16 protein-coding genes are annotated in these 14291 nt (G+C 63.6%); 10 read left to right on the forward strand and 6 right to left on the reverse strand.

From position 1 onward, the window contains the following. Positions 1–38 precede the first annotated feature (38 nt). The 4 genes from GL300_RS01010 to GL300_RS01025 all read left to right on the forward strand — a co-directional run bounded on the left by GL300_RS01010 (position 39) and on the right by GL300_RS01025 (position 4484). The gene (locus GL300_RS01010; protein WP_343042873.1) at positions 39–1211 is read left to right on the forward strand and encodes a dipeptidase; all 1173 of its coding nucleotides are present in this window, start codon (positions 39–41) and stop codon (positions 1209–1211) included. A 33-nt stretch (positions 1212–1244) separates the two neighbouring features. Next, positions 1245–1904 (forward strand): glutathione S-transferase family protein, encoded by a 660-nt coding sequence (locus GL300_RS01015; protein ID WP_155037722.1) that lies wholly within the window; start codon positions 1245–1247, stop codon positions 1902–1904. 277 nt (positions 1905–2181) lie between these two features. Then, positions 2182–4152, forward strand: a complete 1971-nt coding sequence (gene parE, locus GL300_RS01020; RefSeq protein ID WP_155037723.1) for a DNA topoisomerase IV subunit B — start codon at positions 2182–2184, stop codon at positions 4150–4152. After that, entirely contained in the window at positions 4152–4484 is a 333-nt protein-coding gene (locus tag GL300_RS01025) for a YnfA family protein (protein WP_155037724.1), read from the forward strand. The genes parE and GL300_RS01025 overlap by 1 nt, the downstream gene beginning before the upstream one ends. Before the next feature lie 80 nt (positions 4485–4564). Here the strand turns inward: GL300_RS01025 and GL300_RS01030 are convergent, their stop codons facing one another. The 4 genes from GL300_RS01030 to GL300_RS01045 form a co-directional block, all read right to left on the reverse strand. After that, positions 4565–5272, reverse strand: coding sequence for a class I SAM-dependent methyltransferase (locus GL300_RS01030; RefSeq protein WP_155037725.1), 708 nt, complete (start codon positions 5270–5272; stop codon positions 4565–4567). Between the two features lie 163 nt (positions 5273–5435). Beyond that, on the reverse strand, positions 5436–5933 hold the full coding sequence (locus tag GL300_RS01035) for a phosphatase PAP2 family protein (protein WP_155037726.1): 498 nt from the start codon (positions 5931–5933) through the stop codon (positions 5436–5438). 142 nt (positions 5934–6075) lie between these two features. Continuing rightward, a complete protein-coding gene (locus GL300_RS01040) occupies positions 6076–6738 on the reverse strand; it encodes an ABC transporter ATP-binding protein (RefSeq protein ID WP_155037727.1) in 663 nt (220 codons plus the stop codon). Next, positions 6731–8032 carry a lipoprotein-releasing ABC transporter permease subunit gene (locus tag GL300_RS01045; protein ID WP_155037728.1) on the reverse strand — a complete coding sequence of 434 codons (1302 nt, stop codon included), beginning with the start codon at positions 8030–8032 and terminating at the stop codon, positions 6731–6733. Before GL300_RS01045 ends, GL300_RS01040 begins: the two co-directional genes overlap by 8 nt. 162 nt (positions 8033–8194) lie before the next feature. Here GL300_RS01045 and GL300_RS01050 point away from each other — a divergent pair, with 162 nt between their 5' ends. Continuing rightward, positions 8195–9070, forward strand: coding sequence for a hypothetical protein (locus GL300_RS01050; RefSeq protein WP_155037729.1), 876 nt, complete (start codon positions 8195–8197; stop codon positions 9068–9070). Between the two features lie 27 nt (positions 9071–9097). Here the strand turns inward: GL300_RS01050 and GL300_RS01055 are convergent, their stop codons facing one another. Next, positions 9098–9349: a DUF2312 domain-containing protein gene (locus tag GL300_RS01055; RefSeq protein WP_155037730.1), complete on the reverse strand. Its 252-nt coding sequence runs from the start codon at positions 9347–9349 to the stop codon at positions 9098–9100. Positions 9350–9459: 110 nt separating this feature from the next. Here GL300_RS01055 and GL300_RS01060 point away from each other — a divergent pair, with 110 nt between their 5' ends. From GL300_RS01060 to GL300_RS01080, 5 genes are all read left to right on the forward strand, one after another. Then, positions 9460–9687: a hypothetical protein gene (locus tag GL300_RS01060; RefSeq protein WP_155037731.1), complete on the forward strand. Its 228-nt coding sequence runs from the start codon at positions 9460–9462 to the stop codon at positions 9685–9687. Position 9688: 1 nt separating this feature from the next. After that, complete coding sequence (gene dtd, locus GL300_RS01065; RefSeq protein ID WP_155037732.1) at positions 9689–10138, forward strand: D-aminoacyl-tRNA deacylase; 450 nt, start codon at positions 9689–9691, stop codon at positions 10136–10138. Between the two features lie 191 nt (positions 10139–10329). Then, on the forward strand, positions 10330–11892 hold the full coding sequence (locus GL300_RS01070; RefSeq protein WP_155038516.1) for a DEAD/DEAH box helicase: 1563 nt from the start codon (positions 10330–10332) through the stop codon (positions 11890–11892). 73 nt (positions 11893–11965) lie between these two features. Beyond that, positions 11966–12541, forward strand: a complete 576-nt coding sequence (locus tag GL300_RS01075; RefSeq protein ID WP_155037733.1) for a thymidine kinase — start codon at positions 11966–11968, stop codon at positions 12539–12541. Continuing rightward, positions 12541–13737, forward strand: coding sequence for a cytochrome b/b6 domain-containing protein (locus GL300_RS01080; RefSeq protein WP_155037734.1), 1197 nt, complete (start codon positions 12541–12543; stop codon positions 13735–13737). The genes GL300_RS01075 and GL300_RS01080 overlap by 1 nt, the downstream gene beginning before the upstream one ends. 73 nt (positions 13738–13810) lie before the next feature. On the opposite strand, the gene ndk is transcribed toward GL300_RS01080, so the two are convergent. Next, a complete protein-coding gene (gene ndk / locus GL300_RS01085; RefSeq protein ID WP_155037735.1) occupies positions 13811–14233 on the reverse strand; it encodes a nucleoside-diphosphate kinase in 423 nt (140 codons plus the stop codon). Positions 14234–14291 lie beyond the last annotated feature (58 nt).

Below are 14291 nucleotides of genomic sequence, written 5' to 3' on the forward strand. Positions count from 1 at the left end.
CCTTTATTCGACCCAAGCTATCTATTCGGAGGTTCGCCGTGATCAGGCGCCTGTTCACCATCCTTGTCGCCCTGACCATTGCCGCCGCCACCGCTACCGCCGTCTGGGGCCCGGCCTATGTCGAGCGCAGCCTGAACCCTGTCACCATGCCCAAGGACGGCTGGCCGGTCTCGCCTCAGGCGCAGGCGCTGCATGACAGCCTGATCATCGGCGACCTGCATTCCGACGCGCTGCTCTGGGATCGCGACATCCTGACCCGCGTCGATCGCGGCCATGTCGATATTCCGCGTCTGTCCGACGGCAATGTCGCGGTGCAGGTCTTCACCACGGTCACGAAAAGCCCGCGCGGCCAGAATTACACCCATAACGCCACCGAAGCCCCGGACAATATCACGCCGCTGTTCATCGGCCAGCTTCGCCCGATCCACAGTTGGTTCAGCCTCAAGGAACGCGCGCTGGCGCAGGCCGCAGCCCTCAGCCGCGCCGCCGAACAGGCCCCGGATCAGGTCATGGTGATCCGCTCGGCCGAGGATCTGCAAGCGCTGCTAGAGGCGCGGCGCGACGGCGCGCGCACCGTCGGCGCGATCCTTGGGATGGAGGGTGCCCACCCGCTTGAGGGTAAGCTCGACAATCTGCGCGTCCTTTACGGCGCGGGCTTCCGGCTTATCGGGTTGACGCATTTCTTCGACAATGAGCTGGGCGGCAGCCTGCATGGCTCGGGCGGCCCGAATTCCGGCCTGTCCGAATTCGGCCGCGAGGTCGTGCGCGAGGCGCAGGAACGCCACATGATCATCGACCTTGCCCATGCCAGCCCGCAGATGGTGCGCGACGTTCTGGCCTTTCCCGGCTCGCGCCCGATCATCTCGCATACCGGCATCCGCAGCCATTGCGACAGCCCGCGCAACCTGCCCGACGATCTGGTTCGCGCCATAGCGGCCAAGGGCGGGCTGATCGGCATCGGCTATTGGGCCGATGTGGTCTGCGGCAAGACCCCTGCCGATATCGCCGGAGCCATCGCCGCCGCGATCCGTCTGGTGGGCGAGGATCAGGTCGCGCTGGGTTCGGATTACGACGGCTCGGTCGACGCGCCCTTTGATGCCGCCCATCTGCCCGCGCTGACGCAGGCACTGATGGATGCAGGCCTGAATGACGGCCAGATCGCCAAAGTCATGGGCGGCAACATGATGCGCTATCTTGCCGAGACGCTTTAGGCACGCCACTGTCGCGCCAAACAGGGGAAGATCATGCTGACAATCCACGGGGTCACCCGTTCCCGCGCCTCGCGCATCATCTGGCTTTGCCACGAACTGGGCCTGCCCTTCCGGCAGGTTCCGGTCATTCAGGCCTACCGCCTTTCCGACCCCGACGCGCCCGGCGCGCCCCTGAACACCCGCTCGGCCAGCTTCCTCAAGCTGTCGCCCGCCGGTGCGATCCCGGTGATCGAGGACGGCGATCTGGTCCTGTCGGAATCGCTGGCCTGCACGCTGTATCTGGCGCGCAAGCACGGCCTGCCCTTTGGCCCGGCGGATGCGACCGAGGACGCACTGATGCTGCAATGGAGCTTCTACGCCGCCACCGCCATCGAACAGGACGCGCTGACCATCCTGTTCATGCACCGCGCCGGACAGGTGCAATCGGGGGCGGATCAGGCCTCGGTGGCCAATGCCTCGGAACGGCTGATCCGGCCGCTGGCGGTGCTTGAGGAGCAGATCTCGCGCCATGGCCATCTGGTCGGTGGCCGCTTCACCGTGGCCGACATCAACGTGGCCGAGGTCGTGCGCTACGCCCAGTCCCATCACGCGCTGATGGACCAGTTCCCCGCGGTCCGCTCATGGCTTGCCGATTGTCAGGCGCGCCCCGCCTTTCAGAAGATGTGGCAGGAACGTCTGGCCGAGCCTGAATGATCAAATCGCGGCGGCCGGCTTATGGCTCCGCCCGCCGCGACCACTCATTACAGCGGCGTTTCCGCCATACGGGTGAACGGAACCGGGCTAGCGGCCGGGACATGTCCATAAGTTGACGCAGGTCAAGTTTTGCATGATTTGTCTGCAGTGACGTCGCGGAATGTGATCCGGTTCCTACCATCCTTTGCGGTTCCCGATTCTGCTGACGCTTCCCCTTGCCCCGACATGCCGCGGCATGAGATAACCCCGACCCAGAAGAACAAGACGAGCAGGTGCGATGGCAGACGATCTTTTCCCGGTCTCGGATAAGGCAACCGAGAGCTATTCGGCTGCCTCCATCGAAGTCCTTGAGGGGCTGGAGCCCGTCCGCAAGCGCCCCGGCATGTATATCGGCGGCACCGACGAACGCGCGCTGCACCACCTTGTCGCGGAAATCCTCGACAACTCGATGGACGAAGCCGTCGCCGGTCACGCCTCGCGGATCGAGATCGAATTGCTGGCCGATTACTCGGTCGTGGTTCGCGACAATGGCCGCGGCATCCCGATCGACCCCCACCCGAAATTCCCCGGCAAATCCGCGCTGGAGGTCATCCTGTGCACGCTGCATGCGGGCGGCAAGTTCTCGGGCGATGCCTATCAGACCTCGGGCGGGCTTCACGGCGTCGGCGCATCGGTCGTGAACGCGCTGTCCGACAGCATGGTCGTGCAGGTCGCCCGCAACCGCGAGCTGTTCCAGCAAAGCTTCTCGCGCGGCATCCCGCAGGGGCCGGTCGAAAAGGTCGGCGCGGCCCCGAACCGCCGCGGCACCACCGTCACCTTCCATGCTGATGAGCAGATCTTCGGCCATCATCGCTTCAAGCCCGCGCGGCTGATCAAGATGGTGAAATCCAAGGCCTACCTGTTCTCGGGCGTCGAGATCCGCTGGAAGTCGGAAATCGACGACGGCGAAACGCCGATGGAAGCGACCTTCCATTTCCCCGGCGGCCTTGCCGATTACCTGACCGAGACGTTGGGCAAATCCTCGACCTATGCCGACCGCCCCTTCGCCGGCACGGTGGATTTCAAGGAAAAGTTCAACGTCCCCGGCAAGGTCGATTGGGCGATCAACTGGACCCCGGCCCGCGACGGCTTCATCCAGTCCTATTGCAACACCGTCCCGACGCCCGAGGGCGGCACGCATGAGGCCGGTTTCTGGTCCGCGATCCTCAAGGGCATCCGCGGCTATGGCGAGCTGATCAACAACAAGAAAGCTGCGAACATCACGCGCGAGGATCTGCTGACCGGCGGCTGCGCGCTGGTTTCCTGCTTCATCCGCGAGCCGGAATTCGTGGGCCAGACCAAGGACCGCCTTGCCACGACCGAGGCGACCCGTCTGGTCGAGGGCGCCGTCCGCGACCATTTCGACAACTGGCTGGCGGCGGATACCAAATCTGCGGGCGCGATCCTTGATTTCCTGATCCTGCGCGCCGAGGAACGCCTGCGCCGCAAGCAGGAAAAGGAAACCGCGCGCAAGACTGCGACGAAGAAGCTGCGCCTGCCCGGCAAGCTGGTCGATTGCTCGGCCACCAACCGTGAGGGCACCGAGCTGTTCATCGTCGAGGGCGACTCGGCAGGCGGTTCCGCGAAAATGGCGCGTGAGCGTCAGACCCAAGCCCTGCTGCCGCTGCGCGGCAAGATCCTGAACGTCCTTGGCGCGGCATCGTCGAAACTGGGTTCCAACCAGGAAATCAGCGATCTCTGCCAAGCGCTCGGCGTGAACATGGGCAGCAAGTTCAACGTCGAGGATCTGCGCTACGACAAGGTCATCATCATGACCGATGCCGATGTGGACGGCGCGCATATCGCCTCGCTTCTGATGACCTTCTTCTTCACCCAGATGCGCCCGATGATCGACAAGGGGCACCTGTATCTGGCCTGCCCGCCGCTTTACCGCCTGACGCAGGGCGCGCATCGCGTCTATGTGGCCGACGACGCGGAAAAGGAACGGATGCTCGCCAAGGGCCTTGGCGGCAAGGGCAAGATCGACGTCCAGCGCTTCAAAGGCTTGGGCGAGATGGACGCCAAGGACCTGAAAGACACCACGATGAACCCCAAGACGCGCAAGCTGATCCGGGTGTCCATCGATGAGGATGAAGGCGGCGAGACCGGCGATCTGGTCGAGCGCCTGATGGGCAAAAAACCCGAGCTGCGCTTCCAGTTCATTCAGGAAAACGCCCAATTCGCGGATGCCGACGAACTGGACGTGTAATGACCCTCGCCGCGCCGCTCGCCATCTACCTGCTGGCGGCGCTGGCCGAAATCGCCGGCTGCTTCGCGTTCTGGGCCTGGCTGCGGCTGGACAAGTCCGCGCTGTGGCTTTTGCCCGGCATGCTCTTGCTGGCGCTTTTCGCCTGGCTCCTCACCCGCATTGACGTCACCTTCGCCGGCCGCGCCTATGCCGCCTACGGAGGCATCTACGTCCTGGCCTCCCTCGGCTGGCTCTGGTTGACCGAGGGCCAGATCCCCACCCGCTGGGATCTGCTGGGCGGAGGGCTATGCGTGCTGGGTGCTGTGGTGGTGCTGGCGGGGTCGCGGGGGTAGTTAGAGATCGCAAGCGGCTGTGCAAGACCCTGCCACCGCTCGCAACCGCACCGCGCGCATGCCTTTTGCGAAGCTTGGCGCTAGCCTTTCTTAGGTGCCCATTTTCCCATCTCAATTTTATCAAGCTCGGCCCGGAAGCGCATGTTCAAACTCGGCGAAATAAGCGCCTTTCCATGAGTCCCGATGAGCGGCAGCGCTTTTTCCGCAGCAAATTCATTTACGGCACGCGTCACCCCCGCCCATCCGCCGTAATCGTCAAACACGACCACACCGTCCTCGGATAAAAGTGGCCAGAAGGCATCAATGTCTGATCGCACCTCAAGATATCCGTGACCGGCATCAATATGGATCAGGTCCGCTTTCACGTCCATTTTGCGAAGCATTTGCGCTGCGGCAAGTGATGAAACTGGAAGGGGAACAACGATATCCTGATGTTTGCGATCTATGACATTGAACAAGAACTGCTCGTAGAGCCTTGGCCAGCCAGCCTTTCGATTCATGTCCGGACGAAATCTGGTCTGGAAATGCTCTTGGGCACCAAGCCAAGTATCGATGCAGATTATCGGCGTAGAAAGGTGAAGTTCCTTGAGCTTATCGGCCATTGCCAATGCCGAACGCCCTTTCCAGACACCGACCTCTATGATCAGGCGCGGGCGAAGCTCTTGTATAACCTTCAGAAGAAATTGATGCCCACCCCAGCCTTGAAGGTCCTGCTCAAAACCCGAGCCGTCGAATGACGTGTAAATATTCTCGCCGTAAATGCTGTCGATTAACTGTGCTGCTTCCACCACAACCTCACACCGTTACGAGATTCAAACTCAAGCTAGGTGAAAGACAATGGGCGGGGAAGCTGATTTGCTGCGATGAGGGAAAGCGCGAACTTCGGCGTCGATGAAGGCCAGATGCGACTGACGAAGGTCCAGTCGGGGCTCATTCAGTTCGCCGTTGCGGTTAAAACTTCATCCCCACCTCAAACCGCGCCTCTTCGGACCCGATCCCGAAGCTGGCTGCCCCGAAGGAAAACCCGATCAGCGCGCCCGTCCAGACCTGTTCGGGTGTGTGCTCTCCGGCATGGACCCGGCTCCAGCCCGTCAGGCCAGCCGCGCCATAGGCCACGGCACCAGCCGCCGCCTCATCCTCAAAGCATTTCCCGGCCAGATCCGAGGCCCCGAAAAAAGCCGCCGCCGTATGGCCTGACGGAAAGCCCTTACCCTCGCCCGAGGGGCGCAGCGAGATCGGCGATCCGTCGAAATACTCCTTCATCCCCCAGACCAAAGCCGTCTGCAAAATGCCCCGGACGGCGAAATCCTCCAGCCGATCCTGATCCGCCGCGCAGACCGCCGCCGCCAAGGGCAGCCCGTATTTCATCGCCGTGCCGAATTGCTCGAACGGGTCCGCTGCCGCAGGTGCAGCCATCCCAAGGGCGCAAACCGCCGCCATTGTCTTCATGCCATCCCCCCGAAATCCTGCCCAACCCGTTTACAGCCGGTCGACACGCGCTGCACAGATATCGCTGCAAAAACTCAGTAAATGCTGACCGAAACGCATCAGCCCGACGCGCTGCTCAAAGCACCGCGCGGGGTTGTTCCCGTCAGTCGCCCAGACGGATCACCCGGTCCATGCGTGCCGCCAGATCCATGTTATGGGTGGCGATCAGCGCCGACAGCCCGGTATCGCGCACCAGCGTCATCAGCACGTCGAACACCTTGTCCGAGGTCGCCGGATCAAGGTTCCCGGTCGGCTCATCCGCCAGCAGAAGCGAGGGCGCATTGGCCAGCGCGCGGCAGAACGCCACCCGCTGCTGCTCGCCGCCCGACATCTGTGCCGGACGGTGGTCGGCGCGATGGCTTAAGCCTACGCGCCCCAGCAGATCACGCGCACGCGCCTGAGCGGCGCTTGATGAAACGCCATTAGCCAATTGAGGTAGAACGATATTTTCTGCTGCAGAGAATTCAGGCAACAGATGGTGGAACTGATAGACAAAACCCAGATCCTGACGCCGCGCTTCGGTCCGGGTGCGGTCGGGCTGACCGCTCATGTCGCGCCCGTTCAGGATCACACGGCCCGTATCGGCGGTATCCAAGAGCCCCGCAATATGCAGCAGCGTCGATTTCCCGGCCCCAGAAGGCGCGACCAGTGCCACGACCTCGCCGCGTCCGACCGACAGCGACAGGTTCTGCAAGACCGACACGGGCGCGGGTCCGCCCTTGCCATAGGTCTTTGAAATCGCGTCAAGAACCAGAACATCACTCATAACGCAGCGCCTCGACAGGGTTCATGCGGGCCGCCCGGCGCGCGGGGAAGATGGTGACGATAAAGGACAGAGCCAGCGACAGGATCACCGCCTTGGCAATGTCCTCACCTCGCAGTTTCGCGGGCAGTTCGTAGATGCCGCGCACCGCCGGGTCCCATGCCCCTCCGCCCGAGAACCAGTTCACCGCGCTCATGATGTGATCGACGTTCAGCGCAAAGATCACCCCCAGCACGACCCCGGCAATGGTTCCGATTACGCCCGTAAACGCCCCGCACAAAAAGAAAATCCGCAGGATCGAACCCTCGGTCAGCCCCATCGTGCGCAGGATGCCGATGTCGCGCCCCTTGTTCTTGACCAGCATGATCAGCCCCGAAGTGATGTTCATCGAGGCGATCAGCACGAGGATCGAAAGGATGATGAACATCACGTCATCTTCGATATCCAGCGCCTTGAGGAACGAGCCCGAGGCATCGCGCCAGGTCCAGACCTGCGCCCGCTCGCCTGCAGCCTCGATCAGTTTCATCGTCCAGTCATCGACCTTTTCGGGGTCGGTGACAAAGACCTCGATCTCATCGGCGACGCCCTCGCGGTTGAAGTAACTTTGCGCCTCGGGCATCGGCATGTAGATGCGCGTGCGGTCGATATCGTAGCGGCCAGCGGTGAAAACATAGGTGATTTCATAGCTTTCGACGCGCGGCGCCGTGCCGATGGCGGTCTGCGCTCCATCAGGCGAAATCAGCCGCACCCGATCGCCCAGTCCCACACCCAGCTCTCGCGCAAGGCCCGAGCCGATGGCGATGCCCTTGCCGAAATCGTCGATATTGCCCATGCCGGTTTCCGGATCGGCAACGCGCGGGATCGCCTTCAGCGCCTCCAGCGTCAGGCCGTAGACCTCGGCCACGTTATTGGCGTCGTTCTGGCTGGCCATGACCTGACCGCGCACGACCGGAGTGGCGCGCGTCACGCCGGGGATCGCGGCAATCTTCGCGCTTAGCGCGTCGTAATCCTCGATCCGGCCGGGGGTGATGTAGGTTTCCTCGGTCAGTTCGTTGTAGAACGAACTGGGGCTATAGAAGACCGTGCTATGGGCGTTGGCCCCCAGGATCGTGTCGACGAACTCGGCCCTGAATCCCGCACGCACGGCCAGCGTCGCGATCAGCGCCATGACGCCCAGCGTGATCCCGATCAGGCTGATCCAGGTCATCACGCTCACGCCGCCCTCAGCCCGCCTTGCGCGCAGATAGCGCCAGGCGATCATGAATTCAAAGCGCGAGAACGGAGCCGGGCTGGCCATCGGTCACCTGTCAGTTGGGTCGCAACTGCTTGGCGCGTCAGGCCCCGATATGCAAGCCAACAACGGTGTGAAGCCCGGTGCAGATCCTGTGACACGCCCCCGGTTTCCCTGCCCGGCTTTGCCCGTTAGTCTCGCCCGAAACGATTCAGGAGTTCGCATCGCATGCAGGTCGCCTTTCACTGTGGGGCTCACGGCACGGATCTTTACCGCATGGTCAAGACCCTGATGCAGAACCGCGACTGGCTGCACAGCAACGGGATCGAGCCACTGACCCCAAACCGCCACCGCGATGCCTTCAACGAGGCTCTGGGTGCGCTCAAGGGCAACGCCTCGACCCCCGAGATGGAACAGGTGCTGCTGGACGCGATCCTCGACACCGACAACCCGCGGCGGATCATCTTCAGCACCCCCGGCTTTCTGGGCAAGGCCGAGCGTGCGATCTCATCCGAAGGGCTTTATGCCGGGGCGGGGGCCAAGATGGCGGCGCTAGCCAACCTGTTCCCCAATTCCGAAGTCGAGTTCTTTCTGGCGCTGAAAAACCCGGCAACGCTGGTTCCCTTTGTCATGTCGCAAGAGGGCAGCGGCACCTATGAGCAGGTGATGGGGGCCATCCCGCCCGAGCAGCTTCGCTGGGCGCCGGCCATCCGCCGCATCCTCAAGTCCATTCCCGGTTGCCGGCTGGTGCTGTGGTGCCACGAGGATACCTCGCTGATCTGGCCCGAGGTGGTCCGCCGCGTCGCCACCATGCCCAGCGACGTGCCGCTGAAGGCCGGGCTGCAGATGCTGGCCGATATCCTGCGCCCCGAAGGGCTGGACATGGTGCGCGAGGAAATGGGCAAACAGGAGCGCCTGACGATTGAGACCCGGCGCTCGATCTTTTCGGCGGCGCTTCAGCGCCACGCCCTGCCCGACCAGATCGAGATCGAGGTGAATCTGCCGGGCTGGGATCAGGATCTGATCGACCATATCAGCGATCTTTACGACGAGGACGTGGCCGAGATCGCAACCATGCCCGGCGTCGAATTCATCACGCCCTAAGCAAAAGGGGCCTCGCGGCCCCCTTTTTCAGATCATGCCCAAGGCGGCCTTGTACATTTCAAGGATCGCCTCTTCCTCGGCGATGTCGTCCTGATCGCGCTTGCGCAGCGCGATGACCTTTTTCATCACCTTGGTGTCATAGCCGCGGGCCTTGGCTTCGGCCATCAACTCTTTCTGGCGCTCGGCCACGTCCTTCTTTTCCGCCTCCAGTTGCTCGAATTGCTCGATGAACTGGCGCAGCTCGCCGGCTGCGACGCCATAGGCGTTGTCGTCACTCATGGTCCGCTCCTTTGTCGTCGGAAGCGGTCTAGGCGGTCTTGCGGGCTTGTGCAATCGCCGGTAGTCCCCCTTGGGTATTTGGCGGGCTGCACATTGGACGGAGAGCGGGAATGACGATCTGGGACGGGCTGATCTGGGGTGGCACGGCGCTGACGGTGCTGGGCCTTGCGGCGCTGTGCTGGTGCATCGTGACCGCCGCGCGGGCCAAGGCACGCACCATCGACGACGAACAGATGCGTCAGGTCATGCGCCGCGTCGTCACCGTCAACATGGCGGCGCTGGCGGCATCGGTCTTTGGGCTGATGTTCGTGATCCTTGGCATCATGCTGGGCAAGTGACATGCGCGCCCTGATCCAGCGCGTCTCGGAAGCCGAGGTCAAGGTCGCGGGAGACAGCATCGGACGCATCGGGCCGGGCCTGCTGGTGCTGGTCTGCGCCATGCAGGGCGATCCCGATGACGCCCCCGAAAAGCTGGCCGCGCGGGTGGCCAAGCTGCGCATCTTCCGCGATGAGGCCGACAAGATGAACCGCTCGGTCACCGATATCGGCGGATCGGTTCTGGTGGTCAGCCAGTTCACTCTGGCCGCCGATACCCGCACCGGCAACCGCCCCGGATTTTCCTCGGCCGAGGCTCCTGCCCGCGGCGAGGCGCTGTATCTGCGCTTTGCCGAATCCCTGCGCTCGCTGGGTCTGCCGGTCGAAACCGGCAGCTTTGGCGCGGATATGAAAGTGTCGCTGGTCAATGACGGCCCGGTGACCATCTGGATGGATTCCGCCGACCGAGCTTGACTTTTCGGGCGTTTTGCCCCATCTGCCACGAGTTGCCGCCGCTGCCGCGTGAGCAGCCGACGCTTTTCTGCGTCAGGTCGGCACAAGTTTTCAGTTTCCCATTCACGCGGGGAGGCTTGCGGGTTCCGTATCGCGCCCGCCCCTCGCAACCGTCGCAGGCCCCCATTGAACCGGGCATGCGGCCCCGTGCCATGCGCGCCGATACGCGGGCGTCATGGCTGAAAGACGACATGACGAACGAAAATTCGCGTCCGACCCGTTCGGGCACTCCCCGTTACAACCCTGACAAGCCGCGCAATGACGTGGGCAGCAATCCCCGCTACCACGGCGACAACAAGCCGCGCGGCGAGCAGGGTGGCAAACCCCGTTTCAATTCCGACAAACCCCGTGGCGAACAGGGCAGCAAGCCGCGTTTCAGCGACAAGCCCAACACCAACCACCGCCGCATGCGCGCCGAGCCGGAGGAGAAATTCATCCGCCGCGCCATCCCGGATATCGACACGCCGTTCACCCGCATGGGGATCGACGCCCGCGTCGCCGTCAACCTGCCGCCGATGGGCATCGAGGCCCCCTCGCCCATTCAGGAAAAATCCATCCCCGGCATCGTCGCTGGCCGTGACCTGCTGGGTCTGGCACAGACCGGCACCGGCAAGACCGCGGCCTTTGGCCTGCCGATGCTGACGCGTCTGCTGAACATCGGTCGCAAGCCCGAGCCCAAGACCTGCCGCGCGCTGATCCTTGCGCCGACCCGCGAACTGGCCACCCAGATCGCTGAAAACATCGACTGCTACGCTGCGGGCACGGCGATCCGCCAGTTCCGCGTCGTGGGCGGTGCCTCGATCAACGTCCAGACCATGCGCATGGAGCGCGGCGTCGACGTGCTGATCGCGACCCCCGGCCGCCTGATCGACCTGATCGAGCGTGGCGCGGTCGACCTGTCGCAGACCAAGTATCTGGTGCTGGACGAGGCCGACCAGATGCTGGACATCGGCTTCATCCACGCGCTGCGCCGCATCGCCAAGATGCTGCCGCGCGAGCGTCAGACGCTGCTGTTCTCGGCCACCATGCCGAAGCTGATGGAAGAACTGGCCGAAAGCTACCTGACCGATCCGCTGAAGGTCGCCGTGAACCCGCCGGGTCAGGCTGCCGCCAAGATCGAACAGGGCGTGCATTTCGTCAACCAAGGCGACAAGGCAACGCTGCTGGCCGAATACCTCGCCAAGCACCGCGATGAGCTGGCGATCGTCTTTGGCCGCACCAAGCATGGTTCGGAAAAGCTGTCGAAGCTGCTGGAGAAATGGGGCTTCAAGGTCGCCGCGATCCACGGCAACAAATCGCAAGGTCAGCGTGAGCGCGCCTTGTCGGGCTTCCGCGCCGGGGAAACCAAGGTGCTGGTCGCAACCGACGTGGCCGCCCGTGGCATCGACATCCCCGAGGTCGCGCATATCTACAACTACGACCTGCCGAACGTCGCGGAAAACTACGTCCACCGCATCGGCCGCACTGCCCGCGCCGGTCGCGAAGGCCGTGCCGTCGCATTCTGCTCGCCCGCCGAGATGGGCGAACTGCGCGCCATTGAGAAGGCGATGAAGGCGACGATTCCGGTCGTCGGCGGCGAAGTGCCCTTCGAGGCCAGCAAGATGCGCGAACGTGGCGGCCCTGCCGGTCGTCCGGGCAACACCAATGCCCAAGGCGCGCGCAAGCGTCCGGCCCGTCGCCCCTCGCGTGCACCGAAAGCGGCTCAACGCGACTGAACAATGCGTGAGCCGCCGCGTGTAGATCGCGCGGCGGCTTGCGACCCCATTCCGGCCAAGGCTATCTGCCGCCATGGCCAAGCTTTATTTCCACTATTCCACGATGAATGCCGGCAAGAGCACGCTCTTGCTGCAGGCGTCCTACAATTACCGCGAACGCGGCATGCGGACGTTGCTGCTGACCGTGGCCTTTGACGACCGCGCAGGCGCAGGCACCATCGGCAGCCGCATCGGCATTGCCGAGCCCGCCGTCACCTTTACCCCCGAATCCGACCTGTTCGCGCTGATCGAGGATCAGGGGCGCGATTGCGCCTGCATCTTTGTCGATGAGGCGCAGTTCCTGACCGAGGCGCAAGTCTGGCAACTTGCCCGCGTGGCCGATGACCTTGGCCTGCCGGTCATGTGCTACGGGCTGCGCGTCGATTTCCGCGGAAAATTGTTCCCCGGCTCGGCGGCGCTGCTGGCCTGGGCCGATGACATGCGCGAGGTCCGCACCATCTGTCATTGCGGACGCAAGGCCACCATGGTCGTGCGTCAGGACCATCAGGGCCGCGCCCTGCGTGAGGGCGCGCAGGTGCAGGTCGGCGGAAATGAAACCTATGTCTCGCTTTGCCGCCGCCACTGGCGCGAAGCTATGGGAGAATGCTGATGAACGCCGGAAACACCGCCCGCGCCTATGGCTGGATGGCACGCCTGTTCCATTGGAGCGTGGCCGTCCTGATCCTGGCCGCAATCGCCTTGGGCCTTTACGCGGATGCGCTGCCCAGCGGGACCGAGATCGAATTGCAGGCGATTTTCGCAACCTTCTCGTGGCACAAGACCGTGGGCGTGGCGGCGCTGGGGCTGGCAGTGCTGCGCATCCTGTGGACCCTGACCCAGTCAAAGCCGCGCCCGCTGCATCCGAACCGCAAGCTTGAGCATTTCGTGGCCGAGACCGTGCATTGGGCGCTGTGGATCGGCATGGTGATCATGCCGCTGACCGGCTGGTTGCTGCATTCGGCGGCTCCGGGCGGGTTTTCCCGCATCCTTTGGCCGCTGGGCCAGCGTCTGCCCTTTGTCCCCGAGAATGCGGCGCTGGCCGAGCGTTTCGGGCATTTCCACTCCACCGGATGGTGGGTTCTGGCCGGGCTGATCGTGCTGCATGTCGCAGGCGCGCTGAAGCACGCCCTACTGGACCGCGACGGAACGATGTCGCGCATGGCCGGCCCGGCCTCGCGCGCGCCGGAACCGCCCGTCGCTCATGGATCGGTACTGCCGCATGTTCTGGCCGCATTGGCCGGGCTGCTGATCTGGGCTGGCACGGTCATTGTGTCGGCAGGCAACCCCGAGCAGGCCGCGCCCGTGGCCAGCAGCGAACAGCCCGCCTCGGGTTGGGTGGTCGAACAGGGGGTTCTGGGTATCGAGGTGGCGCAGGGCGGGACGCCGATCCAGGGCCAGTTCGGGACATGGCAGGCGGCGATCGACTATGATCCGGCAACGCTGGCGGGCAAGGTCGACGTGAACATCGACATCGCCTCGCTGACGCTGGGTTCGGTCAGCGACAATGCCAAGGGTCCGGATTTCCTGAATGCCGCGCAATTCCCCGGCGCCCGCTTCGAAGCCGAGATCCTGCCGCCCACGACCGAGGGTGCCGCGCATCTGGCGCGGGGCACGCTGACCATTGCCGGGAAATCCGTCCCTGCAGAGCTGCCCTTTGATCTGACTGTCGATGGCGACAAGGCAACGGCCAAAGGCGAGATGAAGGTGGACCGACGCGATTTCGGCATCGGTGCGGGCTATGCCGACGAAAGCACCGTGGGTTTCGGGGTCACGATCCGTTTCGATCTGACCGCCAATCGCAAGTAAGAAAAAGGGCCGCCCGATGGGCGGCCCTTTTCGGGTATTTGGGAAACGGTGAAACCGTCAGGCCGGGGCCTGATCAGCCAACCAGTTCGAGGCCCGAGAAGAAGAAGGCGATCTCGCGGGCAGCCGCTTCCGGGCTGTCCGAACCGTGGACCGAGTTCTCGCCGACCGACAGGGCGAATTCCTTGCGGATGGTGCCTTCGTCGGCATTGGCCGGGTTGGTCGCGCCCATCACTTCACGGTTTTTCAGAATGGCGCCTTCGCCTTCCAGGACCTGAACCACGACCGGCTCAGAGATCATGAACTCGGTCAGTTCGCCGTAGAAGGGGCGCTCTTTGTGCTCGGCATAGAACTGGCCGGCTTGGGCCAGCGACAGTTGGATGCGCTTTTGCGCGACGATGCGCAGGCCCGCATCTTCGAACTTGGCGTTGATCTTGCCGGTCAGGTTGCGCTTGGTGGCGTCGGGTTTGATGATCGAAAGGGTGCGTTCGGTCGCCATGTCATATGTCCTTTTGCAATGTCGGGCCGGACGGCCCTGAAATCCGCGCCCGGTTAAC

This window comes from Paracoccus litorisediminis, assembly GCF_009711205.1.
GTDB classification, from domain to species: Bacteria; Pseudomonadota; Alphaproteobacteria; order Rhodobacterales; family Rhodobacteraceae; genus Paracoccus; species Paracoccus litorisediminis.